Below are 23,966 nucleotides of genomic sequence, written 5' to 3'. Positions count from 1 at the left end.
TGATCGAGCCGGCCCGCGTCACGGCCGCCCTCGCCCGCGCCCTGGGACTCTCCGGCTGATACCACCCCGGCGAACCGGAGCCCGGGGGGTTCCGCCACCACCCGGCGCCGATGCTGGCCCGCCCGGCCCGCCCGCGCCCCCGCCCGGTCCGGGAGTGCCCGGCACCCCGGCCGCCGGGTACGTGCCGACGCAGCTCGTGCAGGCGCTCCCCGCGAACGACCGGCCCGGGCCGCCGGCGCCGCCGAATCCCGCGTCCGGGGACGTGCACCAGGCCGCGACGATGCTGTCCCGCCCGGACGGCGGTGCCGGGGCCTCGGCACCGCCCCTGCCCCCGCCGCCCGGTCCGGCGGTGGCGCAGCAGCCCGCGGCGTACGGCTACCCCCAGCCGCCGCAGCCGCAGGCCCAGGCGCAGCCGCCCACCGGCGTGCCCACGGTCGGCCCCGGCTACATGGCCGTGCTCCGCTACCGCGCGCAGGACGGCTCGGAGCAGCAGCTGATCCGCCGCTCCGCGCCCGGCACACCGCATCCGGAGTGGCAGATCCTGCACGAGCTGCGTGCCCTCGGGGTGCCTCCGCAGGCGGTGCTGGAGCTGCACACGGAGCTGGAGTCGTGTGACCTGCCGGGCGGTTACTGCGCCCGGATGATCCGCGAGACCTGGCCCCAGGTGCGGATCAGCAGCACCGCCCCGTACGGCAAGGACCACGCGAGCCGTCGCGCGGGCGTCCAGCACCTGCTGACGCACCTCGGCGAGCTGCACCAGGTGGCGAGCGCCCCGGCGCACGCCCACCCGCACCGGGTGCCGATGCCCGAGCCGCACCGGATCCAGCGGGTCCCCCCGGTCCCGCTGGACGCGATCGGGCACGAACTGGCGCAGTCCTTCGGGCCGCAGGGCGTGTTCCGCTTCGACCAGCGGGCGGTCGCCCGCCAGGGCGTGCCGGACCTCGTCGCGCAGACGCTCACCTGGTCCGGGCTGCCGGTGGACTTCGGCCCGTTCTTCTGGGCACAGGCCCAGCCCGGGCGGCCGGTGCCGACCCTGGCGGAGCTGGCGGCCGAGCGGGGCGTGCAGCCGGCCCCGGACGCGGGTTCGTACCTGGTGATGGGCAATGACTTCGGCCGCCAGCTGTGCGTGCAGTACGGCACGGCGCACATCGTCGCGGTGCCGCTGGAGGCCGGGCCGGGCGGGACGGCGGCGGTGCCGCAGTTCGCCAACACCAGCCTGCCGGAGTTCGTCCGCTGCCTGGCGCTGCTCGGGAAGATGTGGCGCTGGCGGCTGGGCCTGACACCGGAGCAGGCGGGCCGCTGGACGGTCGACTTCCAGAACCAGCTGGCCGCGCTCGACCCGGCGGCGGTGGCCTCGCCCGAGCACTGGTGGCCGGTGCTCATCGAACAGATGTGGGACGGGATGCTCTAGGCCTGGCCCGGACGCCCGTCCGGTGTCACTCCGATCGGCCGGCGGGCCGGTCGGAGTGTCGCGATATGGGCAAATCCGGCAAATCCCCGAGAATGGGGGTATGAGTACGGCACACCCCCGCGGCGGCCACGGCTTCGCCACCGTCCGTGGCCGCGGGTACCGCACCGAACAGGTCGACCGCTTCCTGGAGGAGCTGTCCGAGGACCGCGACGCTGCCTGGGAGCGTGCCGCGCGGCTCACCGTCCTGGCCAACGAGATGACCGCGGAGTGCGCGGCGCTGCGCGACGTGGTCTCGACGCTCTCGCCGCCCACGTACGAATCCCTCGGCAAGGGCGCGCTGGACCTGCTGCGGCTGGTCGAGGAGGAGGCCACCTCCGTGCGCGAGCAGGCCGAGGAGGAGGCCCGGCACGCGCACGACGCGGCCGAGGCCGCCCGCCGGACGCTCATGGACGAGGCGCGCGCGGCCGCCCACGCCCGCCGAGGCGCCGCGGACGAGCAGGCCGAGGAACTGCTGGAGCAGGCCCGCGCCGACGCCGGACGGACTCTCGGCGAGGCCCGCGAGGAGGCCCGGCTGCTGCGGGACGGGGCCGCCCGCGACCTCGACGCCGCCCGCCTGGACAGTGAACACACGCTCGCCGAACTGGAGAAGGAGCACCGCGAGCGCTTCGACACCCAGGAGCACGAACTCGCCGAGGCGGAGGCGGGGGTGGACTCCCGGCTGGCCGAACTCACCTCCTACGCGGAGGCCATGGTCGACGACGCCCGCCGGGCGCTGGCCGAGACGGAGGAGGCCGCCCGGCGCCGCCAGGAGGAGGCCGACACCACCGCAGCGGAACTCCTCGCGCAGGCCCGGGTGCGGGAGGAGCGCATCCGTCTGGCCGCCGAACGCGAACTGCGCGAGCACGAGGTCCGCCGGGAGGAGATCCGCGAGCACCTCGCCCACGTCCGCGGCAGCCTCGCCGCGCTCACCGGCCGTGAGGTCCCCGACGCCGAGGTCCCCGACGCCGAGGAGGAAGCGGGCACCGCCGCCCCCGACGTGCCCTCCCCTTCACCCGGGGACGATCAGGAACCGTCGTAGGCGGGGAACTCCCCGCTGTCGAGGACCCACGGCCCCACGGGGACGGCGTCCCCGAAGGCGTAGTCGTGGCGGGCCCGGTAACGCGGTCCGGCGTCGCCCGGCGCCGGTCCCGGATCGGAGAGGACGGCGAGCGTCTTGTCGCGCGGATCGATGATCAGGCAGAGCGGGATGCCCATGGCGGGGTAGTCCCGGGTCTTCTCGCGGTAGTCGTTCTCCGGGTTGGACGTGGCGACGACCTCGGCCACCAGCGCGACGTCGGCAGGGTCGAGGAAACCGGGAGTGTCGAGGGCCTGTTCGGCCACGACGACGAGGTCCGGGCAGCGCATGCGCCCTATGGCGGGCGCCTCGATCTCTGGACCGGAGTGGGCCACGTGCCCGGCCCACTCCGGATCGCCGGCCATCTGCCGTTCGATCTGCCGCCGCAGCCGCAGGGCGATCAGTTCGTGCCGGTTGACCGGCGACATCATCATCGTGATGACACCCTCACCGATCTCCACGGCCCAGGTGTCCTCGCGCTCCATCAACTCGTCGGCGATGGCCCGCATGCGCGCATAGGCCTTTGCGTGCATGGGCTCACCGTACTGCCGGGTCGTCCTCCAGGACCGGGAAGCGGCGGGGGGCCACGAAGAGGACGGCGGCCAGGGACAGGACCGCGGCGACGGCCGCGCCCGCGTAGACGTGGTTGACGGCCACCGCGACGGCGCGGCGCACCTGCTCGTCGGCGTGTGCGAGGCCGGCGATCGAGTCGAGGTCGGTGCCGGAGCCGTGCAGGCGCGAGGCGAGGGTGGCGTTGGCGACGGCGCCGAAGACGGCCGCGCCGACGCTCTGGCCCACCTGGCGGCAGAAGAGGATCGACGAGGTGGCGGTGGCCCGTTCGCTCCACGGGACGGTGGACTGGACACCGACGATCAGCGGGAGCTGGAAGAGGCCGAGCGCGCCGCCGAGCAGCAGCATCACCAGGGTGGGCTGCCAGGCGGGACCGGCGTACGGGAGCATCACCAGCACGACGAGGACGACGGTGGCGGCCGCCATGCCCAGGGCGGAGGTGTTGCGGAAGCCGATGCGCAGGTAGACGCGGTTGCTGAGGGCGGCGGACAGCGGCCAGCTGAGCGTCATCACCGACAGCACGAAGCCCGCCGCGATCGGCCCGAGCCCGAGCACGGTCTGGGCGTACGTCGGGAGGAAGACCGTCGGGGCCACCATCAGCACGCCGAGCATGCCCAGGGCCAGGTTGACGGCGACGATCACCCGGCGCCGCCAGACCCAGCCGGGGATGATCGGCTCGGCGGCCCGGCGTTCGGCCCACACGGTGAGGCCGCCCAGGACGAGGCTGCCGCCGAGCAGCCACCATCGGATGGGCCCGCTCTGGACCAGGCCGGTGATCAGCAGCCCGCCGGAGAGGAAGAGCAGCAGCGCGCCGGGCCAGTCCACCCGGTGCCGGGTCCGCTCGCCGACCCGCTCGCGCAGATGCCGGGAGATGAGCAGCAGCGCGACGGCGCCGACGGGCAGGTTGATCAGGAAGATCCAGCGCCAGCTGGCGTAGCCGGCGAAGAGCCCGCCGCACAGCGGCCCGAGGACGGCGGAGACCGCCCAGACCGTGGAGATCGCCGCCTGGATGCGGCCGCGCTCCTTGAGCGGGTACAGGTCGCCGGCGATCGTCTGCACGGTCCCCTGGATGGCGCCGCCGCCGAGACCCTGGACGATGCGGAAGGCGATCAGGCCGGCCATGTTCCACGCCCCGGCGCAGAGCACCGAGCCCAGCAGGAAGATCCCGATGCCGGTCAGCAGCACGGGCTTGCGGCCGAAGGTGTCGGCGAGCTTGCCGTAGACCGGCAGCGTCACCGTGACCGCGAGCAGGTAGCCGGAGAAGAGCCAGGAGAAGACGGAGAAGCCGCCCAGCTCGCCGACGATCTGCGGCACCGCCGTGGAGATGATCGTGGAGTCCATCGCCGCGAGCGCCATGGCCAGCATCAGCGCCGCGACCACCGGACCGCGCCGCCGCGGCCCCTCGGCGGCCGCGGTCGCGGCCGCTGTGGCCGCGGTCTGGTCGGTGCGCTCCACGGGACCCCCCTGGTTGTGTGTACGACACACGATTTCATGCCCGGCCCCCGCGCGCACAGGGGGTTCCCGCAGGCCGGACGGCCGGGCTTGAACCTCCCGCGACCGGAGGGTGCAGTCTCGACCCCGAGCCGGGTCAGCCGAAAGGCGCAGGCCCCCTAGGGGTCGCACCCGACTTTTTCCTACCCCCGGTTCGTACCGGCGGAGGACGAGGAGACCCTCCTGGGCTCCCTAGCCTTCTGGTGGGGGTAACCCCCGGGCCGATACGGAGACCCGCACCATCGTTCCGGCCCCCTCCCCGAAGCCAGTCTTGGTACGCGACGAAGCACGCCCGGAAACCGCGGCGCACCACTCGAACAGGAGCATCCACGTGACAACGGCAGTATCGATTCCCAAGTCCGGGGGCAGCGGAGAACGTACGGCCGTGGCCGCCCGGGCCCGTCAGGTCACCAAGGCGTACGGCTCGGGCGAGACCCGGGTCGTGGCCCTCGACGCGGTCGACGTCGACATCGACCGCAGCCGGTTCACCGCGATCATGGGGCCGTCCGGCTCCGGCAAGTCGACCCTGATGCACTGCCTCGCCGGTCTCGACACCGTGAGCGAAGGCCGGATCTGGGTCGGTGAGACCGAGATCACCCAACTGAAGGACAAGAAGCTCACCCAGCTGCGCCGGGACAAGATCGGCTTCATCTTCCAGGCCTTCAACCTGCTGCCGACCCTCAACGCGGCCGAGAACATCACGCTGCCGATGGACATCGCCGGCCGCAAGGCCGACCCCCAGTGGCTGCAGCGCGTCGTGGAGACCGTCGGTCTGGCGGGCCGCCTCAAGCACCGGCCCGGCCAGCTCTCCGGCGGCCAGCAGCAGCGCGTCGCCGTGGCGCGCGCCCTCGCCGCCCGCCCGGAGATCATCTTCGGCGACGAGCCGACCGGCAACCTCGACTCGCGCGCCGGCGCCGAGATCCTCGGCTTCCTGCGCCGCTCGGTCGACGAACTCGGCCAGACCATCGTCATGGTCACGCACGACCCGGTCGCCGCCTCCTACGCCGACCGCGTCCTCTACCTCGCCGACGGCCGGATCGTCGACGAGATGCGGGACCCGACGGCCGACTCCGTACTGGAGCGCATGAAGGACTTCGACGCGCGCGGGAGGACCTCGTGACCGTCGTCAAGACCTCGATGCGCAACTTCGTCGCGCACAAGGGACGCATGGCGCTGTCCGCCATCGCCGTCCTGCTGTCGGTGGGCTTCGTCTGCGGCACGCTCGTCTTCACCGACACCATGACCTCCACCTTCGACAAGCTCTTCGCCGCCACCGCGTCGGACGTCACGGTCACGCCCAAGGGCGCGCCCAGCGACGACGAGATGCAGATGACCACCAAGGCGGCCACCGTGCCGGCCGCCACGGTCGCGCGGCTGAAGGACGTCGAAGGCGTCAAGTCCGCGACGGGCGAGGCCAACAGCCAGACCCTGACCGTCACCGACGCCGCCGGCGAAAACCTCGGCCCGACCTCCGGCGCCCCCACCATCGCCACCAACTGGGACTCCACGGAGCTGCGTTCGGTCGACGTCACCTCCGGCCACGCCCCGCGCGGCCCCACCGAGGTGATGGTCGACGCCGACACCGCCGACAAGAAGCACCTCGAACTGGGCGACGAACTGCGTGTCATCGCCATCCCCGGCGAGTTCCACGCCCGGATCAGCGGCATCGCCACCTTCAAGGTCACCAACCCCGGTGCGGCGATCTTCTACTTCGACACCCCCACCACCCAGACCAAGGTGCTCGGCGCCAAGGACGTCTTCAGCAGCGTCGGCCTGACCGCCAAGGCCGGGGTCAGCGACGACCAGCTGAAGAAGAACGTCACCGCCGCCCTCGGCTCCACCGCCGGCTACAAGGTGCAGACCCAGGCCGAGTGGACCGCCGAGAACCAGAAGGACATCGGCGGCTTCCTCGACGTCATCAAGTACGCGATGCTCGGCTTCGCCGGGATCGCCGTCCTCGTCGGCATCTTCCTGATCGTCAACACCTTCTCGATGCTGGTCGCCCAGCGCACCCGGGAGATCGGCCTCATGCGGGCCATCGGCGCCAGCCGCCGCCAGGTCAACCGCTCGGTGCTGGTGGAGGCGCTGCTGCTCGGCGTGGTGGGCTCCGTGCTCGGCATCGGCGGCGGCGTCGGGCTCGCCGTCCTGCTCATGAACCTCATGGGCAGCGTGGGCATGAACCTCGACACCTCGTCCCTGACGGTCAAGGCCTCCACCCCGGTCATCGGGCTCGTCCTCGGCGTCGTGGTGACCGTCCTCGCCGCGTACCTGCCCGCCCGGCGGGCCGGCAAGGTCTCCCCGATGGCCGCGCTGCGCGACGCCGGCACCCCCGCCGACGGCCGGGCGGGCAAGGTGCGCGCCGCGATCGGCCTGGTCCTCACCCTCGCGGGGGCCGCCGCCCTGCTCGCCGCCGTGCAGGCCACCAAGGCCGCGGACGGCTCGATGTTCCTCGGCCTCGGCATCCTGCTCACCCTGGTCGGCTTCGTGGTCGTCGGGCCGCTGCTCGCCGGCGTCGTCGTCCGGGTGATCAGCGCGGGCGTCCTGCGGATCTTCGGCCCGGTCGGCCGTCTCGCCGAGCGCAACGCGCTCCGCAACCCGCGGCGCACCGGCGCCACCGCCGCCGCCCTCATGATCGGCCTCGCGCTCGTCGCCGGCCTGTCGGTGGTCGGCTCCTCCATGGTGGCCTCGGCGACCGACCAGCTCGACAAGTCCGTCGGCGCGGACTTCATCATCGCCTCCGACAGCGGCCAGCCGATCACCCCGCAGATCGAGCGGGCCATCAAGGCCGCGCCGGACCTCGCCCACGTCACGGACTACAAGTCCCTCGACGTGAAACTCACCGCCCCCGACGGGTCGGTGTCCGACACCTCCCTGTCCGCCGCGGATCCCACCTACGCCCAGGACCTGCAGGTCAAGACGGTCGCCGGAGAGCTGTCCGCCGCGTACGGCGCGAACGCGATGTCGGTCGGCGAGGACTTCGCCGACAAGCACAAGGTCAAGCTCGGCGACAAGCTCTCCGTCCGCTTCGAGCACGGCGAGACGGCGACGCTGACCGTCGCCGCCATCACCTCCGCGGACACCGTCTTCGACCAGGGCGCGATGTACACCAACATCACGACCGCGGCGCGCCACATCCCGGCCGACCGGATGCCGATCAACGACATCATGTTCGCCGCCGCCAAGGACGGACGGCAGGACGCGGCCTACGCGGGCCTGAAGAAGGCGCTGCACGACTTCCCGCAGGTCCAGGTCCGCAACCAGGCCGACTACAAGCAGATGCTCAAGGACCAGATCGGCCAGCTGCTCAACCTGATCTACGGCCTCCTGGCCCTGGCGATCATCGTGGCGATCCTGGGCGTCGTGAACACCCTGGCCCTGTCGGTGGTGGAGCGCACCCGCGAGATCGGCCTCATGCGGGCGATCGGCATGTCGCGGCGGCAGCTGCGGCGCATGATCCGCCTGGAGTCGATCGTCATCGCACTCTTCGGCGCGGTGCTCGGCCTCGGCCTCGGCATGGGCTGGGGCGCCTCGGCCCAGCAGCTGCTGGCACTCCAGGGGCTCGGGATCCTGGAGATCCCCTGGCCGACGATCATCACCGTCTTCATCGGCTCGGCCTTCGTCGGGCTCGTCGCGGCGCTGGTGCCGGCGTTCCGGGCGGGGCGGATGAACGTGCTGGGCGCGATCGCGACGGAGTAGCGCGCGGAGCGCGCTGCGGCCCCGGGTACGCCTTGTGCGTGCCCGGGGCCGTTGCGGTGTGCGGGTGCGTCCGGGGTGCGTCCAGGGTGCCCCTTGCGGCCGGTTGACGACCGAGCGGCACAGCTCACGGCACCGGGCGTCCGCGGAGCGTCGTACGCTGGGACACCCCGGCCCGTTCCACGCGTCGGGCCGTTCGCGTTGCCCTGCCTGTCTGCCCTTGGGACGGAAAGCCACATGAGCCTCAACGGTCTGCTCGACGTCGTCGTGGACGATCCCGCGCTCGCGGAGGCGGTCCGCGGCGCCGCGGACGGCAACCGCCCGCACGTCGACCTGGTGGGTCCGCCCGCCGCCCGCCCGCTGGCCCTGGCCGCGCTCGCGGCCCGCTCCGGCCGCACCCTGCTGGCGGTGACGGCGACCGGCCGGGAGGCCGAGGACCTGGTCGCGGCGCTGCGGTCGCTGCTGCCCGAGGACTCGGTCGTGGAGTACCCGGCCTGGGAGACGCTGCCGCACGAGCGGCTGTCGCCCCGCTCGGACACCGTGGGCCGCCGGCTGGCCGTGCTGCGCCGTCTGGCGCACCCCAGCGCGGACGACCCGACCGCCGGCCCGGTGCGCGTCGTCGTGGCGCCGATCCGCTCCGTGCTGCAGCCGCAGGTCAAGGGCCTGGGCGATCTGGTCCCCGTGGCGCTGCGGACCGGGCGTACCGCAGATCTGAACGAGGTGGTCGACGCCCTGGCCGCCGCCGCGTACGCCCGGGTGGAGCTGGTGGAGAAGCGCGGCGAGTTCGCCGTGCGCGGCGGGATCCTGGACGTCTTCCCGCCCACCGAGGAGCATCCGCTCCGGGTGGAGTTCTGGGGTGACGACGTCGAGGAGATCCGCTACTTCAAGGTGGCCGACCAGCGCTCGCTGGAGGTCGCCGAGCACGGGCTGTGGGCGCCGCCCTGCCGGGAGCTGCTGCTCACCGAGGAGGTGCGGGCCCGCGCCGCCGAGCTGGCGGAGGAGCACCCGCAGCTGCGCGAACTGCTGGACAAGATCGCCCAGGGCATCGCCGTGGAGGGCATGGAGTCCCTCGCCCCGGTGCTGGTGGACGACATGGAGCTGCTGCTGGACGTGCTGCCGGCCGGGTCGCTGGCCGTGGTCTGCGACCCGGAGCGGGTCCGTACCCGGGCCGCCGACCTCGTGGCGACCAGCCGGGAGTTCCTGGAGGCCTCCTGGGCCGCCTCCGCGGGGGGCGGCGAGGCGCCGATCGACCTGGGCGCGGCCTCGTTGTGGAGCATCGCGGACGTACGCGACCGGGCCCGCGAGCTGGGCGTCCCCTGGTGGTCGGTGAGCCCGTTCGCGGCCGACGACGAGCTGGACGCCGACACCCTCAAGCTCGGCATGCACGCTCCCGAGGTCTACCGGGGCGACACCGCCCGGGCGCTGGCCGACACCAAGGGCTGGCTCGCCGAGGGCTGGCGCGCGGTCTTCGTCACCGAGGGCCACGGCCCCGCCGCCCGCATCGTGGAGGTGCTGGGCAACGAGGGCATCGCGGCCCGTCTGGACACGGGTCTGGAGGGTCCCGTCGAGCCGTCCGTGGTCCATGTGGCCTGCGGCTCGCTGGAGAGCGGCTTCGTCGATCCGTCGCTGAGGATCGCCGTCCTCACCGAGACCGACCTGTCCGGCCAGAAGTCCTCCACCAAGGACATGGGCCGCATGCCGTCCCGGCGCCGCAAGAGCATCGACCCGCTGACGCTGCAGGCGGGCGACTTCATCGTCCACGAGCAGCACGGCGTGGGCCGCTACGTGGAGATGGTGCAGCGCACCGTCCAGGGCGCCACCCGCGAGTACCTGGTGGTCGAGTACGCCCCGGCGAAGAAGGGCCAGCCGGGCGACCGGCTCTTCGTGCCCACCGACCAGCTGGAGCAGATCACCAAGTACGTCGGCGGCGAGGCCCCCTCGCTGCACCGGCTCGGCGGCGCGGACTGGACGAAGACCAAGGCGCGCGCCAAGAAGGCGGTCAAGGAGATCGCCGCCGACCTGATCCGGCTGTACTCCGCCCGCATGGCGGCGCCCGGCCACACCTTCGCGCCGGACACCCCCTGGCAGCGGGAGCTGGAGGACGCGTTCCCGTACGCGGAGACCCCGGACCAGCTCACCACGATCGCCGAGGTCAAGGAGGACATGGAGAAGTCGGTCCCGATGGACCGGCTGATCTGCGGCGACGTCGGCTACGGCAAGACCGAGATCGCGGTGCGGGCGGCCTTCAAGGCCGTGCAGGACGGCAAGCAGGTGGCCGTCCTGGTGCCCACCACCCTGCTGGTCCAGCAGCACTTCGGCACCTTCTCCGAGCGCTACTCGCAGTTCCCGGTCGTGGTGAGGGCGCTCTCCCGCTTCCAGACCGACGCCGAGGCCAAGGCCGTCCTGGAGGGCCTGCGCGAGGGGTCGGTGGACGTCGTCATCGGCACCCACCGCCTGTTCTCGTCGGAGACCAAGTTCAAGGACCTGGGCCTGGTCATCGTCGACGAGGAGCAGCGCTTCGGCGTCGAGCACAAGGAGCAGCTGAAGAAGCTCCGCGCCAACGTCGACGTGCTGACGATGTCCGCCACCCCGATCCCGCGCACCCTGGAGATGGCGGTCACCGGCATCCGCGAGATGTCGACGATCACCACCCCGCCGGAGGAGCGGCACCCGGTGCTGACCTTCGTCGGCCCGTACGAGGAGAAGCAGATCGCCGCCGCGGTCCGCCGCGAACTGCTGCGCGAGGGCCAGGCCTTCTACATCCACAACCGGGTGGAGAGCATCGACAGGGCCGCCGCGCGGCTGCGCGACCTGGTGCCCGAGGCGCGGATCGCCACCGCGCACGGGCAGATGGGCGAGTCCGCGCTGGAGCAGGTCGTGGTGGACTTCTGGGAGAAGAAGTTCGACGTGCTGGTCTCCACGACGATCGTCGAGTCCGGCATCGACATCTCCAACGCCAACACGCTCATCGTCGAGCGCGGCGACACCTTCGGCCTCTCCCAGCTGCACCAGTTGCGCGGCCGGGTCGGCCGCAGCCGCGAGCGGGGTTACGCGTACTTCCTGTACCCGCCGGAGAAGCCCCTCACCGAGACCGCGCACGAGCGGCTGGCGACGATCGCCCAGCACACCGAGATGGGCGCCGGCATGTACGTCGCCATGAAGGACCTGGAGATCCGCGGCGCGGGCAATCTGCTCGGCGGCGAGCAGTCCGGTCACATCGCGGGCGTCGGCTTCGACCTGTACATCCGCATGGTCGGCGAAGCCGTCGCCGACTACCGGACCGCGCTGGAGGAGGGCGGCGGCGAGGTCGAGGAGGCCCCGCTGGAGGTCAAGATCGAGCTGCCGGTCGACGCGCACGTCCCGCACGACTACGCGCCGGGCGAGCGGCTGCGGCTGCAGGCCTACCGGTCGATCGCCGCGGTGAACTCCGAGGAGGACATCAAGGCCGTCCGCGAGGAGCTCACCGACCGGTACGGCAAGCTCCCGGAGCCGGTGGAGAACCTGCTGCTGGTCGCCGGGCTGAGGCTGCTGGCCCGCCGTCTCGGGGTCAGCGACATCACGCTGCAGGGCAGCAACGTCCGCTTCTCGCCGGTGGAGTTGAGGGAGTCGCAGGAGCTGCGGCTCAACCGCCTCTACCCCCGCACGGTGGTGAAGCAGGCGGCCAGGCAGATCCTCGTGCCGCGTCCCGCCACGGCGCGGATCGGCGGCAAGCCGGTGGTCGGCCGGGAACTGCTGACGTGGACGGCCGAGTTGCTGACCGCGGTCCTGGACGGCTGAGGCCTCCGGGGACGCGACGGGGCCCCGTCCGCGCGAGGTCGAGGCGCGCGGACGGGGCCCCGTCGTCGGGTGGCCCCCGAGGTTCAGCCCAGCAGGCGGCGGAGGTTCAGCCGGCCCCACAGCAGGCTGGCGGAGAACGACAGCACCATCACCCCGAGGACCAGCCCGACCAGCAGCACCGCGGCCACCGGCCCGCTCAGGTCCGGCGAGACCACGCGGTGGACCAGTTCCTCGACGAAGAACACGTGCACCATGTACGCCCCCAGCGCCGCGCCGGCCAGGTGCTTCAGGCGCGGCCGGAAACGCTCGGGGACCTGGATCCGGCTGACCAGCAGCAGGACGCAGACGCTCATCGCGGCGACGAACAGGTGCGCGTTGGGGATCACGTAGTGGACCTGCGTGTTGTACCAGAGGCACCCGGCCATGGTGAGCGGCAGCAGCACGATCAGCCACCGGCGCCACTTGACGGCGCCGGCCGGCAGGGCGAAGAGCATGGCGCCGCCGACCGCGTACACGAGGGAGTAGGTGCCGAAGCCCCAGGCCACGGTGGGCATCTTGTGTCCGGTCAGCGCCGAGGCGGTGGTGAGGACGCTCGGCAGGACCGCGATCCCGAGGAGCGCGGCCCCCAGACTCCAGGGCCGCTTGCCGTCCTTGATCAGCATCGCGAAGGCGAGCAGCACGATGATCGGGATGTAGGTGTACATGAACCACAGGTGGTAGGCGGGCTGTACGGAGCCGAAGAGCGAGTCCACCGCGAGTTCGGTCATGGGCCGCTCGTTGCGGTCCCGGAGCCAGGCCCACACCAGGTACACCGCCGTCCACGCGAAGAGCGGGACGGTGTTGCGGACGATCCGCTGCCACATCCGGGCGCTGTCCCGTGGCGGGGCGCCGACCAGCACCGCCCACCCGGCGATGGCGAAGTACATGGGCACCGCGAACGGGTTGACCGCCTCGGCCACATGCCCGGCCCAGTAGGACCCGGCCCCGTGGGACGGATCGTTCCCGGTCGAGCGGATGAACTGGGAGCCCACGTGCCCGAGCATGACGGTGGCGGAGCACAGCAACCGCATCAGATCGATGTCGTAGCGGTGTTCCCGCACGTCGGCGGAGTGTCCGGAGGAAGCGGAACTGCGCTGCAACGGCAGGCGCACGGCTGTTTCATTCGACACCGGCCGATACTCGGGCACGCGGGTGTCATGGAACCGAACGGCCACCCAACTCCTCGGGTCCCATGGGCATCGGAATGGTCTCCGGCCCGGGCTCGCCCGGCGTTTGCCGAACCGCCCTGCCCTCACCCCTTCGAGTGACATTGCCCGTGGTCGGAGCGAGCGCGTGGTGCCGGGCCCGCCTCTCCCGCCTGGCGTTTCCCTTGCGGTGCGGCGGCGGGGACCGGCCCCGGGTGGCTTGCCCGGCGCCGGGCGCGGGGCTAGCGTCCAGCATCGCCGGACGCATCGTCCGGTGTTGATGGACGGTTTCGCGCCCCGCCGGCGCTCCGCCCACACCCCCGACGGTGCGTTCCGCGCCCCCGGGTCCCGGGGATCCGCCGCCCCATCCCCCTTTCCAGGACGGATCCCCGGGACCCGGGCCCACGACCCAGTCCCCGGAGGAAGACGTGCCCGGACCACACCCGCCCGCCCGGTGCGCCGTATGACGCACGGACCCTGGGATTTGCTCGCCCGCGGGGGACTGGACGTCCTGGCCCTGATGGTGCTGGTGGGCCTGCTCTACCGGCGCGGCTGCCCGGCCCCGCAGATGCCGCTGGTGCTGACGTCCCTCAACATCGGCCTGTTCGCGGCGATGAGCGCCATGGGCGCGGGCTCGTTCCCCGCCGGCGTGGGCTTCGGGCTGTTCGGGATGCTCTCCCTGGTGCGGCTGCGCAGCACCGCCTTCACCGCCCGGGACGTCGCCTACACCTTCACGGCGCTGGTGATCGCCTTGTGCGGGGGCCTGCCGCAGCGGGAGATCTGGCTGGTCGTGGCGCTGGACGTGCTGGTGCTCGCGGCCGTCCTGATCGTCGACGACCCGCACGCCCACCGGCCGACGCGAGTGGTGCGCCTCACCCTGGACCGCCTGTACGCCGATCCCGCGGCGGTCCACCGGGAGGTCGTGCTGCGGTTCGGCCAGGAACCGCTGGCGGTGCTCGTGGACGAGGTCGACCTCGTGCGCGAGACGACCCGGGTGTCGGTCCGCTACCTCGGCGACTCGCCCCTGGGCTGGGGCCTGCCGGACGACGGGGCGGGGTCGTCCGCCGCCGGGCGGAGCGCCCAGGACGGCCTGCTCGGGAGCAGGCTCGTATGACCGGCCCGGAACCCTTCGCCGAGGTGCTCGGGCTGGCCCGGCTGCGCGGGGCGAGCCTCGCCGAGGTCGACGCCGCCGCGGCCCTGCAGCACCGGGTCGACCGCAAGTACCTGCTGCCGGTGCTGTCGGCTCGCTGCCTGGTCGCCGCCCTGGCGCCGACGCACCATGTGCTGGACCTCGGCGGCCGCCGCACCACCGGCTACCGCAGCACGTACTTCGACACCGCCGGGCTCGGCGCCTGGCACGCCCACGTGCAGCGGCGCAGAAGGCGCTGGAAGGTCCGCACCCGGCTCTACGTCGAGGACGCGCTGTGCCGGGTGGAGGTCAAGACCAAGGACGGCCGCGGCGCCACGGTCAAGCACGCCCGCACCCTCGCCGCCCGGGAGTACGGGCTGATCGGCGCCGGGGCGGCGGCCTTCGTCGACGACGTGCTCGGCGGCGCCGGGGTACCGGTCCGCGCCGGACTGCTGGCCCCCGCGGGGGAGATCCGCTACGTCCGCGCGGCCCTCGCCGACCTGGCGGCCGGCAGCCGGGTCACCGTCGACGGCCGGCTCACCTGCCACCGCGGGCGGGCGACCGCCGCGCTCGACCAGGGCTTCGTCCTGGTCGAGACCAAGGGCGGTGCCCGGCCGGGCACCGCCGACCGGCTGCTGATGGACCTGGGGGTGCGGCCGCTGCCGCTCAGCAAGTACGTCGTGGGACAGGTCCTGCTCGTCCCCGGCCTCCCCGGCAACGACGTGCTCCGCCTGGTGCGGCACTGCTTCCACGCACCCGTGCGCACCGGCCCTGCGGGGCCCGAGCGGTGAGCACGGCCCGCCGCAGGGCCCCCGCCCGCGCCCGGTCCCCCCGCGCCGGCCGGCGCTACCCGGCCGTCACCCTCGCCGCCGCCGCGGCCGTCGTCCTCGGCCTGATCGGCACCCACGCCACCGCGCCCGTCGGATCCGGTACGGGCACCGCGGTGCGGCGGATCGAGCAGGACCCGCCGCCCCCGCTGTTCCCGGACGCCGAGCTGCGCGGCTGGACCGCGCGGCTCGACGGGCAGCGGCGGGCCGCCGACGCGCTGTACGCCCGGTGGCGGGCGGGGCACGGCACCGCCCGCGACGACCCGGCGTTCGTCCGCTGGGCGGCGCGGCAGGTGCCCGGGCCGCCCCCGGCGGCCGGACGCGCCGCCGCACTGGGGCAGGTCCGCGCCCTCGCCCGTACGCGGAGCGCCGCCGGCCGGACGGCCGCCGCCTGGCTGAGCGCCCACGGGGAGCGCGACATCTGGCGCCTGTACCTGGAGGACCAGCGCGAACTGATGCCCCGGGCCGAGGGCGAGGCGGCCCGGGCCCGCCTGGACGCCGCGCTGGCACTCGCCGCGACGATCAACGACCGACTCGCCGGGCACTACCGGCGCCTCGGCCCCGCCGACCTCGACCCGGCGCTGCGGCAGGCCCGGACGGCCACCCCGGCCGCCGGCTGCGCCTGCGCCTATCCGGCGGCGCCCGCCGCGCTCTCCTCCGCGGCCGTCGCCGTTCTCGGCGCCCTCGCCCCGCGGCGTGCCGCCGAGTACCGGTGGATGCAGGCGCAGGTGGTGCACGCCCGGCTCTACACCGCCGACCACCTGCGGGACGACCTCCTCGCCGGTGCCCTGCTCGGCTCACTGGTCGGCGACTACATCCGGGCGGCCCAGAACCGGGGAACGACCCGCTCATGACGGAGGCCACCCCCTGTGACCTGCGACGTCCGCGCTCCTCCACACCAGGTTCACCTGGACGCCACCCCGTGAGCGCCGGACTTCACCAGGTTCGCACCTCCCACCCCCCACGGTGTCCCATAGTCTGCCGGGGCAGGTGAAATCGGACAGCGACCGGAACGGATCCATGCACATCGCCGTCTTCGCCGAGGCGCCGGAGGCCGTGAGCCCCGCCACCGAGCCGCGCGGCGCCGACCCCCGCGCGGGGCACGACGCGGGCCGCCGGGCGGACGCCCACGGGGCACCGCCCCTCCACGGCGAGGCCGGCGCCCACGAAATCCTTCGCGGCGAAACCGGGAAACCGGGGTACACGGAGGTCCAGGAACTGTTCGGCATCACCCGTTTCGGAGAGCGGATGAACCTCGCGTCGGGGCCGGCGGGCAAGGACGGCCCGGCCGTCCGGCCCGCCGGTCCGCCGGTCCGCCGCCCTCCGTGCCCGCGATGACGGACCGGACCGTGGACGCACCTGCCCGCGGTGCCCGCGCACTGCACCGCACCCATCCGACCCCCGAGCCCGGCCGGACCCCGGCCGCGCTCCGCGAGCGCACCCGGGAGTGACCGCCGATCTCCGCCCAGACGACCACCGCAGCCCCCGTCCTCACCACCGGTCACGCGACCGGGACGAGCGAGGCGTCCGCCGCGCCCGCCGCCCGGCCACGTGAGCACAGATACGACATCGACCTGCTGCGCGTCCTGTGCTCCATCGGTGTCATCGTCTGCCACGCCGCAGGCCAGCTCCTCAACGCCGTGGGCCGCGAGCCCTCCGGAGGCCGGCCCGTGTACTGGACCGGGCTCGTCTCGGACGGGCTGACCCGGTGCGCGGTGCCGCTCTTCTTCGCGATCGCCGGCTGGGTCGTGCTGGTCGGCGCCACCCCCAAGGACAGCACGCAGGTCCGCAGGCGGCTGACCCGCATCGTGGTGCCGATGGGCGTGTGGACCGCCGCGTACCTCGCCTGGGACTGGATCCGGGACACCAACTCCCGGCCCACGCAGCGGCTGGCCTTCGAGTCGCTGTTCGGCTCCATCCAGCCCGCCTACCACCTCTGGTACCTGTACGCCTATGTGCCGGTGATCCTGCTGCTCTCGCTCGCCGCCCTGATCAAGACGGGGAAGCGGCCCTGGGCCCTGGGCAGCCTGTTCGTCCTGCTGGCCATCGCGCCGACCTTCCTGGGCGACATCGGCAAGGTCCTGCACGTGAGCCTGCCCGACTTCGAGTGGAACCTCTCCCCGTACCAGGTCGCCTACGCCGCCGCCGGCTCCGCGCTGCTCGCGCTGCCGCTCGCGGCCACCACGGGGCGCCGCCGGCGCCTGATGTGGCTGGCGGGCGGGGTCTGCGCGTGGGCCGCGGTCGTCGCGTACGAGCACTGGGTGCACTACCCCTCGCCCTACGCGGGGCTGGCCGTGCCGTTCCTGGCGGGTGCCCTGGTCATGGCCCTCAACCGGATCAGCATCCCCGAGCGCCTGCGGCCGCTGGTGTCCCGGCTCGGCGGTGCGGCCTTCGGCGCCTACCTGGTGCACCTGATGTTCCTGCGGGCGCTCGCCCCGCACCTGGTCTCCGCGGACGCGGGCTGGCTGGGTGCCGCTGTCATGATCACGCTGCTGGTGACGGGGACCGTGGTCCTCTCCTTCGCCACCAGCCTGCTGTGGACGCGCCTGCGGCTCAACCGCTGGCTGGGCTGACCTCCGCGTCCGGGACACGCCGGAGCCCCCCGGCCACCGGCCGGGGGGCTCCGTGCGGTCAGGGGTGCCGGTCCACCGGCGGGGTCACTTCCCCGCGCCGCGCCGCACCGCCCGGCGCACCACGCGCCTGGCGCGCCGGACCTGAATCCTCGCCTGCACCTTCGCCCGCATCTGCGGTCGGCTGCCGGGGAGGTCGAGCTCAGCCAGCCGCATCTCGGGGAAGTAGTAGCCGGGGCTGCCGGCCAGATGTTCCCGCAGCCAGGCCACCGTCGACTCGCGCAGATTCGGGTAGGTCTTCGGCTGCATGCAGAAACCGATCGCCCGGATGAGCGGCGACAGCGACTCCGGTGCCTCGCCGACCAGGGCGGGGGTCTCCTCCCGCTCCAGATCGGGCACCAGGTGGTCGACGATGGCCAGCGGGACGCGGTTGCTGTTCTCGTACGGCCTCAGACGCTTCATCACCAGCGCCGTGCCGACCCGGGCGACGGGCACTCCGTAGTACGCGGAGCCCGTCGCCATCGCGGTCGAGAAGCAACCGGCTATCAGCTCGGGACGGCAGTGGTGGTACAGCGTCTCGGCCAGCAGGGGGGCGTCCAGGACGGTGAGCCGCACGCCCGCGTCCGCCGCCGCCTTGCTCAGCGCCGCCGAGTAGCCGGCCGGCGCCGTCGGGTGCGGCTTGAACACCACCGAGCGGTGTCCCGCCCGGGCGGCACCGGTGAGCATGCGGACGTGGAGCCGCTCCTCCTCCTCGACGGAGATGATGTTGATGGCCGCCAGGTACTGGCCCAGCAGCACCGCCGTCGGCGCCTCCTCCAGGACGGGCGCCAGCCGCGGGTCGTCCGCGGCCTCCCGGGAGATCTCGTCGAGGACGCCGCGGAACGCCGAGTCCGGCACGACCTCGGGCTCGACCCCGTACTCGGACAGCAGCAGCGGCCGCAGTCCGGGGATCAGGTCGAGGTGGAGCAGGCGCTGGATGCGGCACGCGATGCTGAGCGGGAGCTTCTCCCGGGTGGGGCCGTAGCTCATGAGGCCGTCGGCGTACACGTGGACAGCGGCCTCGGAGAAGATCGCCGCCAGCGCGCGGGCCGGGTTGACCTGGATGGACTCCACGGCGAGCTCGATCAGGTCACGCTCGTCGATGTCCCACGCGAGCCGGAACGCCCGTTGCCACATCGCGGTGTCGTTCGCACGGGGCCCCCAGTCGCTGGGGTGGTACGGGCTGATCGCCTGGTTCCAGCTGACGACCGTGTCGAAGCGGGCGGCGATGCGCGTGTAGCCGTGCATCTCGTCGAGGCGCAGCGCGGTCTCCGGCACGGAGGCGTTGTTGGAGACCAGAAGGATGCGGCGCGCGCCGTCGCGCGGGCCGAACAGCCCCGCGTCGAGCGCCGCGGCCAGGGTGGCCGCTCCGTACAGGGTCGAGACCTGGAATACCTGGGTCTTGTGGGGCATCGGTTCAGGCAGCCTTCCGCCCGTCGCGCAGGCGGCTGAGCAACCTGCTCCGTGTCCTGTCGATGTTCTTGAGGGTGTCGTCGAGTACCCGCTCGGGCATGCGCTGCAGTGCGGCGCTCGCCTCACGGCGAAGGCGCTGGGCGGCTGACGAGTCGTACTCGTTCGCCTTGCCCATGTGGAAGGCGATCATGGCGCAGTAGGTCCGCACGGCCTTGGGGAGGAAACGCTCGGCCTCCTCGTCCCGCTGCACGTCCTGCAGGAGGGCGTCGTACGCCGGTATGAAGTCCAGCTGCCGCGAATCCTTGATCTGCGTGAGCGACGTGGCGACGCCGCGCCGGTAGAACACCCCGTGCAGGCCGAGGGACGCGTAGGTGCGCGCCTTGAGGTGCAGACGCCAGATCCACAGCCGGTCCTCGGCGGTGCGGAGTCCGGTCGCGAAGCGCATTCCCCCGTCGTCGAAGAGGTGGCGCCGGTAGATTCCCGCCCAGACGAAGGGGTAATCGACCATCGTCTCCATGTCGACCGGGGCGATTCCGTCGCGGGGGTTCATCACGGTATTGCTGAGCCGGGCCGGGGGCCGCCGGAGCACCCGTTCCGTGCCGGTGCTCTGAACGTGACCGGTGCGGGCGAAATCGCACCCCAACTCCTCGATCGCGCGAACCAGTCCGGCGAGATGACCCGGTCCGTACCAGTCGTCGCCGTCGAGGAAGGTGAGGAATTCCCCGCCGGCCGCGTCGATTCCGCTGTTGCGCGCCTGGGCTATGCCCATGTTCTTCTCGTGCCGGATCACCGTGGTGTTCGGGAGCTTCTCCGTCCAGCGGTCGATCACCCATGGAGTGGAGTCCGTGGAGCAGTCGTCGACGATGAGGAACTCGACATCGGCTTCCGCGTTGATCGCGAGACTTCTCAGAGTGCTCTCGGCGAACGCTTCCACATTGTGCATGGGAACGACGACGGACAGTTTCGGCACGCGGGCCTCTCATGTTCGAAAGCAGGCGATCACGTCAGGCTAACGACGTTCCCGTGGCGGGCGGTGACGGCCGGGGCGCCCGGAGGTGAATTCCGTTCGCAGGGGAAGTGAACTCTTCCGGTCCCGGCCGCCCTCCGTTCCGGTCAGCCGAAGATCTCGCGGAGTTCGTCGACGTTCGTCCGAGTGATCTTCCACAGGAAGTCCTGCCGGTCGTGCACGTCCGCCACGGCGGCCTCGTGGTCGTCGAGGACCGTGGCGGCCCGCTCGGCGAGACCTCGGCCCAACTGCCGGTCGTGCACGGACAGCCCCCATTCCGGACGGTCGATGTCGGCCAGGAAGTAGGCCAGCTTCGGGTGGGAGACCAGGCTGAGGATCGGCGTCCCGCAGCCGAAGGGGATCATCCCCGCGTGGCCGCGCATTCCGATCACCAGGCGGGAGCGCGCGTACAGGTCGCGGATCCCGTCGTTGGACATGTCGTACAGCGGCTCCACGGGCAGGGTGAGCCCGTGCTCCCGCCGCAGATCGTGCACAAACCTTTCGTCGGCCGGCATGTGGGCCGCGTAGCGGACCTCCGCGCGGTCGCCGATGCTGCGCAGTGCGGTGGCCATCTGTGCGAGGAAGTGCCCGTAGTCGTGGCCGAAGCGCAGGCCGGCGCGGTCGTAGGCGCAGTTGACCAGGACGGTGTCCGACCGCTCCGCGGGATCGGACCAGCCCGGCACGAGATGGCGCGCGACCGTGGTCGGGCAGGGCTGGTACCGCACACGGTCGCGCAGGTCCCCGGGGAGCAGCTCGCGTACCCGCTCGACCGAGCCGTGGTTGCGCAAGCCGAAGAACGCCGAGTGCTCCACGAGCGCCCGAAGGCTCTCGGAGAAGCGGCGCCTGCGGTAGAGCTGCCCGTCGAACACGTTGTAGCCGACAGCGAACACCGCCAGGGGCGCGGTGATCCGGGCCAGGATGTCGTCCGGCACGTTCCACTGCCAGTGGCTGTTGCCGTTGGGGGAGGTGTCCGGCAGGAAGAGCCCGCCACCGCCCACGACCACCCCGCGCCGCGCGTTCAGCTGCTCCAGCGCGGCCTCGTCGACCAGTCGGTGCACCGGCTGCCGGTACCAGCGCCGCGGACCGGTGTCGGTGTCGAAGCACATGCGCACGGCCTCGGGCAGGACCTTGTCGCCCGCGTTCTCCTTGCCCTCCGCGAAGAGCGCCACATGGGCGAGCTGTTCGCCCGCCGGGTCCGTCTCCGGCTCCCGCTCCTCCGGACGGGTCCTGACGTACCAGTTGTGGCAGCCGGCGTCGGTGGGTTCGGCGTCCAGACCCTCGAGCGCGTAGGCGTGCGCGGCCTCCTCACGCCCGCACAGCCACGCCAGCCGCGCGAGCTGGGCGAAGGCGCGCGGGGCCACGTCGGGCGACGACGCCGCCAGCAGCAGGTGTGCCTCGGCCTCGTCATACCGTGACAGCGCCATCAGACAGACGCCGAGCGTCTCGTGGCAGCGGGGCGCGTCCAGCCGGTCGGCGACGACCGGTGCCAGGACGTCGACGGCCTCGTCGTAACGGCCCTGCTGGCGGTAGACGTCGGCGACCGCCCGGGCCAGGTCGAGGGAAGGCTGCTCCGTGAGCAGCGGCGGTGCGCAGTGCGTCAGGAGATCGGGGTGCTTGGCGCCGGGCAGCGCGCAGTAGGCGGCCCGGAAGTCCGCGTCGCTCATCTCGAAGCGCCGCCGCGCCTCGGCGGCCGGCCCGTAACCCGGCTCGTCGAACGGACCGGTGAAGCGCAGGACGGCGACGCTGCCGGGCACCGGAGTGTCGTCGTACAGACGGCGGGTGAGGAAGTCGTACCGCGCGTCGACCGGGACGAGGACGCCCTCGAGCGCCGCGTCCAGGGTGGCGTCGCCGCCGGCGACGCGGGCCGCGACGGCGTCGTCCACATCGGCGCGCTGCACGACCAGCAGCCCCTCCGGCAGGACGGAGCGCCGCTCCCCGGCCTTCCCGTCGCACGACAACTGCGGTACGGCGCCCACCCCGTGGCGCATTCGCAGCAGCTCGCCGATGTCGCCCAGGACGACCATGGCCGGGTCGAGGGCGATCACGGTGTCGTAACCGTCGAGCCGGAAGACGTCGAGCCGATCGTCCGCCCGGCGCGTGACGACCCGCGGGTGCAGTCGGCGCAGCTCGTCGAACGAGGAGTCGGGCAGGCCGGGGTGGAGGACCACGAAGTCCTCGCACACCTCCGGGTTGGTCAGTGCCAGGCTGCGCAGCAGCACGGGGAGGCCGGACAGGCGGTCCCCGTCGGTGTGGACGGCGAACGCGATCCGGCGCTTGCCGGTCACCGTGCGGCGGTCGTCCGCGGAGGAGTGGGTCATCGCAGGGCGATCCTCATCTTGCTGTCGTCGATGTGCGTCGCGCGGTCCATGACCCACTCGGCCTCCTCCGGCGGCAGATGCCCGGGCAGACCGAAGCCGATGAGGTCCAGCCGGGGGCTGACGTCGAGGAAGTCCAGGAGCCGGAGGGTGGTGAAGGCGGTGGTGGTGGTGCGGGTGTCCCAGCCGTCCTCGCCGAGCAGCGCGGGGTCGCTCAGCGGCCGGCGCAGGGAGGCGTCACCGACGTGGTCCTGCGCCCCGGGGACGAGACGCTGCCGGATCGCCCGGCGCCAGGCCCCGGCCGCGTCGCCGAACACCAGCCGGATGCCCGCCGGCCGGGTCCAGGCGGGAGCGGCCCAGGGTGCCGCGCCCCGCAGGGTGACGGCGTGCAGGTCGGTGCGAACTCCGGTGCCTTGGTCCCGGATGCCGGCGGAGTCGCACCGCACCACCAGGTCGTAGGCGTCGAGCGCGGGGCCCGGTGAGATCGCGGTGAGCTCCTCGGCATCCGACACCAGGCACACCGTCCGCCCGGCGAGGAGCCCGCGCAGCCCGCTGACGTCGATCGGCGTGGCGCCGCCGAGCAGCGGGTCGGCCGTACGGCCCCGCTCGACGAGCCTTCGGTACACGGCGTAGAGATCGATCAGGCGCCGAACCGAGGGGTCGCCCATGCCGTGCTCGGACACCTTCGCCCGCACGTACGCGGCGAACTCCGGCGCGGTCCGCGAGGTGGGCCACCCGGCCGCGTCGCGCAGCGGGCAGTCGTCCTCGGGGAACAACCTGGCGGCCTCGTCGAGGCAGTCCCGCCGCCTGCGCAGCGTGTCGACCCGGCGCACGACGTCCGCTGCCGCGCCGTGGTCCGACTGCAGCGCGAGGAAGCGCTCGTAGGACTCCACGGCCTCGTCGCCGCGACCCAGCCCGTCCAGGGCGAGCCCCCGCAACCGCCAGGCGCCCTTGGACCGTTGCCTGAGTTCCGTCGACGACTCCGCGACTCCCAGGGCCAGCTGGAGCGCGCTCTCGTCGCCGGCCTCCAGCGCACGCTGCCCGACCTGCAGCAACGCGTCGAAAGAGTCCGCGGACGGTGTCGCGAGAGAGGTCGTCAGGACACCGATCGCCTTGGTCAGCCGTGCGTGGCGGGAAGTGGCCGTGCCGGCCTGCTCCGCCAGGTGCTCACCGCACAGGCGCATGCTCCGGGCGAGGGGATCCGGCCTGGCGGCGTCTCTCTGCCGTGCCTTGAACAATCCCGCCAGGGGGTTCGTCATGCGTTCCACCGTTCTCCGATCGGAGGCCGAATGTGCCCGAGCGCGACGGGCCGCGGGCGACGCCCCGATGGACCTCCGGTGAACACTTCCCCCCGCTTGCGTGTGGAAGACCCGCAGAAGGGGCGCGGAACGCGGGCCCGCCGCCTGCGCGCCCGCGCCGGACGGTAG

The 23,966-nt window shown here is 72.9% G+C and carries 17 protein-coding genes; 10 read left to right on the top strand and 7 right to left on the bottom strand.

What is annotated here, in order from left to right; translation table 11 throughout:
* The coding region (locus PV342_RS36015; protein ID WP_500320371.1) for an SUKH-4 family immunity protein at nt 1–1,411 on the top strand (1,411 nt) is incomplete at its 5' end.
* A 100-nt stretch (nt 1,412–1,511) separates the two neighbouring features.
* The gene (locus tag PV342_RS36010; protein WP_400802660.1) at nt 1,512–2,489 is read left to right on the top strand and encodes a DivIVA domain-containing protein; all 978 of its coding nucleotides are present in this window, start codon (nt 1,512–1,514) and stop codon (nt 2,487–2,489) included.
* Here the strand turns inward: PV342_RS36010 and PV342_RS36005 are convergent.
* Nucleotides 2,474–3,058 carry a Uma2 family endonuclease gene (locus PV342_RS36005; protein ID WP_500320369.1) on the bottom strand — a complete coding sequence of 195 codons (585 nt, stop codon included), beginning with the start codon at nt 3,056–3,058 and terminating at the stop codon, nt 2,474–2,476. The two genes, PV342_RS36010 and PV342_RS36005, sit on opposite strands and share 16 nt — an antisense overlap.
* 4 nt (nt 3,059–3,062) lie before the next feature.
* Nucleotides 3,063–4,550, bottom strand: a complete 1,488-nt coding sequence (locus PV342_RS36000) for an MFS transporter (protein WP_500320367.1) — start codon at nt 4,548–4,550, stop codon at nt 3,063–3,065.
* 367 nt (nt 4,551–4,917) lie between these two features.
* Between PV342_RS36000 and PV342_RS35995 the strand changes: the two genes are divergently transcribed.
* The 3 genes from PV342_RS35995 (at nt 4,918) to mfd (ending at nt 12,056) form a co-directional block, all read left to right on the top strand.
* The gene (locus tag PV342_RS35995; protein ID WP_500320366.1) at nt 4,918–5,706 is read left to right on the top strand and encodes an ABC transporter ATP-binding protein; all 789 of its coding nucleotides are present in this window, start codon (nt 4,918–4,920) and stop codon (nt 5,704–5,706) included.
* Nucleotides 5,703–8,282 carry an ABC transporter permease gene (locus PV342_RS35990; RefSeq protein ID WP_400802648.1) on the top strand — a complete coding sequence of 860 codons (2,580 nt, stop codon included), beginning with the start codon at nt 5,703–5,705 and terminating at the stop codon, nt 8,280–8,282. Before PV342_RS35995 ends, PV342_RS35990 begins: the two co-directional genes overlap by 4 nt.
* A 234-nt stretch (nt 8,283–8,516) precedes the next feature.
* Entirely contained in the window at nt 8,517–12,056 is a 3,540-nt protein-coding gene (mfd, locus tag PV342_RS35985) for a transcription-repair coupling factor (RefSeq protein ID WP_500320364.1), read from the top strand.
* An 83-nt stretch (nt 12,057–12,139) separates the two neighbouring features.
* Here the strand turns inward: mfd and PV342_RS35980 are convergent, their stop codons facing one another.
* The gene (locus PV342_RS35980) at nt 12,140–13,225 is read right to left on the bottom strand and encodes an acyltransferase (protein ID WP_391576404.1); all 1,086 of its coding nucleotides are present in this window, start codon (nt 13,223–13,225) and stop codon (nt 12,140–12,142) included.
* A gap of 478 nt (nt 13,226–13,703) precedes the next feature.
* On the opposite strand from PV342_RS35980, the gene PV342_RS35975 reads away from it, so the two are divergent.
* From PV342_RS35975 to PV342_RS35955, 5 genes are all read left to right on the top strand, one after another.
* Entirely contained in the window at nt 13,704–14,354 is a 651-nt protein-coding gene (locus PV342_RS35975) for a DUF4956 domain-containing protein (RefSeq protein WP_500320362.1), read from the top strand.
* Complete coding sequence (locus PV342_RS35970; protein ID WP_400802642.1) at nt 14,351–15,160, top strand: VTC domain-containing protein; 810 nt, start codon at nt 14,351–14,353, stop codon at nt 15,158–15,160. Before PV342_RS35975 ends, PV342_RS35970 begins: the two co-directional genes overlap by 4 nt.
* On the top strand, nt 15,157–16,050 hold the full coding sequence (locus PV342_RS35965) for a hypothetical protein (RefSeq protein WP_400802639.1): 894 nt from the start codon (nt 15,157–15,159) through the stop codon (nt 16,048–16,050). Before PV342_RS35970 ends, PV342_RS35965 begins: the two co-directional genes overlap by 4 nt.
* 166 nt (nt 16,051–16,216) lie before the next feature.
* Complete coding sequence (locus PV342_RS35960; RefSeq protein ID WP_400802637.1) at nt 16,217–16,534, top strand: hypothetical protein; 318 nt, start codon at nt 16,217–16,219, stop codon at nt 16,532–16,534.
* 230 nt (nt 16,535–16,764) lie between these two features.
* The gene (locus PV342_RS35955) at nt 16,765–17,769 is read left to right on the top strand and encodes an acyltransferase (RefSeq protein ID WP_391576999.1); all 1,005 of its coding nucleotides are present in this window, start codon (nt 16,765–16,767) and stop codon (nt 17,767–17,769) included.
* Nucleotides 17,770–17,853: 84 nt separating this feature from the next.
* Here the strand turns inward: PV342_RS35955 and PV342_RS35950 are convergent, their stop codons facing one another.
* The 4 genes from PV342_RS35950 to PV342_RS35935 form a co-directional block, all read right to left on the bottom strand.
* Nucleotides 17,854–19,218 carry a polysialyltransferase family glycosyltransferase gene (locus tag PV342_RS35950; protein ID WP_396345947.1) on the bottom strand — a complete coding sequence of 455 codons (1,365 nt, stop codon included), beginning with the start codon at nt 19,216–19,218 and terminating at the stop codon, nt 17,854–17,856.
* Between the two features lie 4 nt (nt 19,219–19,222).
* Complete coding sequence (locus tag PV342_RS35945) at nt 19,223–20,188, bottom strand: glycosyltransferase family 2 protein (protein ID WP_400802635.1); 966 nt, start codon at nt 20,186–20,188, stop codon at nt 19,223–19,225.
* A 143-nt stretch (nt 20,189–20,331) separates the two neighbouring features.
* Entirely contained in the window at nt 20,332–22,542 is a 2,211-nt protein-coding gene (locus tag PV342_RS35940; RefSeq protein ID WP_500320359.1) for a polysaccharide pyruvyl transferase family protein, read from the bottom strand.
* Nucleotides 22,539–23,798 (bottom strand): hypothetical protein, encoded by a 1,260-nt coding sequence (locus tag PV342_RS35935; RefSeq protein WP_500320357.1) that lies wholly within the window; start codon nt 23,796–23,798, stop codon nt 22,539–22,541. Before PV342_RS35935 ends, PV342_RS35940 begins: the two co-directional genes overlap by 4 nt.
* Between the last annotated feature and the right edge of the window lie 168 nt (nt 23,799–23,966).

The sequence above is a fragment of the Streptomyces sp. PA03-3a genome (assembly GCF_033792735.1).
In the GTDB taxonomy this organism is placed as follows: Bacteria; Actinomycetota; Actinomycetes; order Streptomycetales; family Streptomycetaceae; genus Actinacidiphila.
This window is presented reverse-complemented; position numbering and strand designations above follow the sequence as displayed.

Bases quoted from the DNA above. Each gene is read 5' to 3' on its own strand.
- PV342_RS36010 (WP_400802660.1), top strand. From the start codon at position 1,512: ATGAGTACGGCACACCCCCGCGGCGGCCACGGCTTCGCCACCGTCCGT.
- PV342_RS36005 (WP_500320369.1), bottom strand. From the start codon at position 3,058: ATGCACGCAAAGGCCTATGCGCGCATGCGGGCCATCGCCGACGAGTTG.
- mfd (WP_500320364.1), top strand. From the start codon at position 8,517: ATGAGCCTCAACGGTCTGCTCGACGTCGTCGTGGACGATCCCGCGCTC.
- PV342_RS35975 (WP_500320362.1), top strand. From the start codon at position 13,704: ATGACGCACGGACCCTGGGATTTGCTCGCCCGCGGGGGACTGGACGTC.
- PV342_RS35970 (WP_400802642.1), top strand. From the start codon at position 14,351: ATGACCGGCCCGGAACCCTTCGCCGAGGTGCTCGGGCTGGCCCGGCTG.
- PV342_RS35960 (WP_400802637.1), top strand. From the start codon at position 16,217: ATGCACATCGCCGTCTTCGCCGAGGCGCCGGAGGCCGTGAGCCCCGCC.
- PV342_RS35950 (WP_396345947.1), bottom strand. From the start codon at position 19,218: ATGCCCCACAAGACCCAGGTATTCCAGGTCTCGACCCTGTACGGAGCG.
- PV342_RS35940 (WP_500320359.1), bottom strand. From the start codon at position 22,542: ATGACCCACTCCTCCGCGGACGACCGCCGCACGGTGACCGGCAAGCGC.
- PV342_RS35935 (WP_500320357.1), bottom strand. From the start codon at position 23,798: ATGACGAACCCCCTGGCGGGATTGTTCAAGGCACGGCAGAGAGACGCC.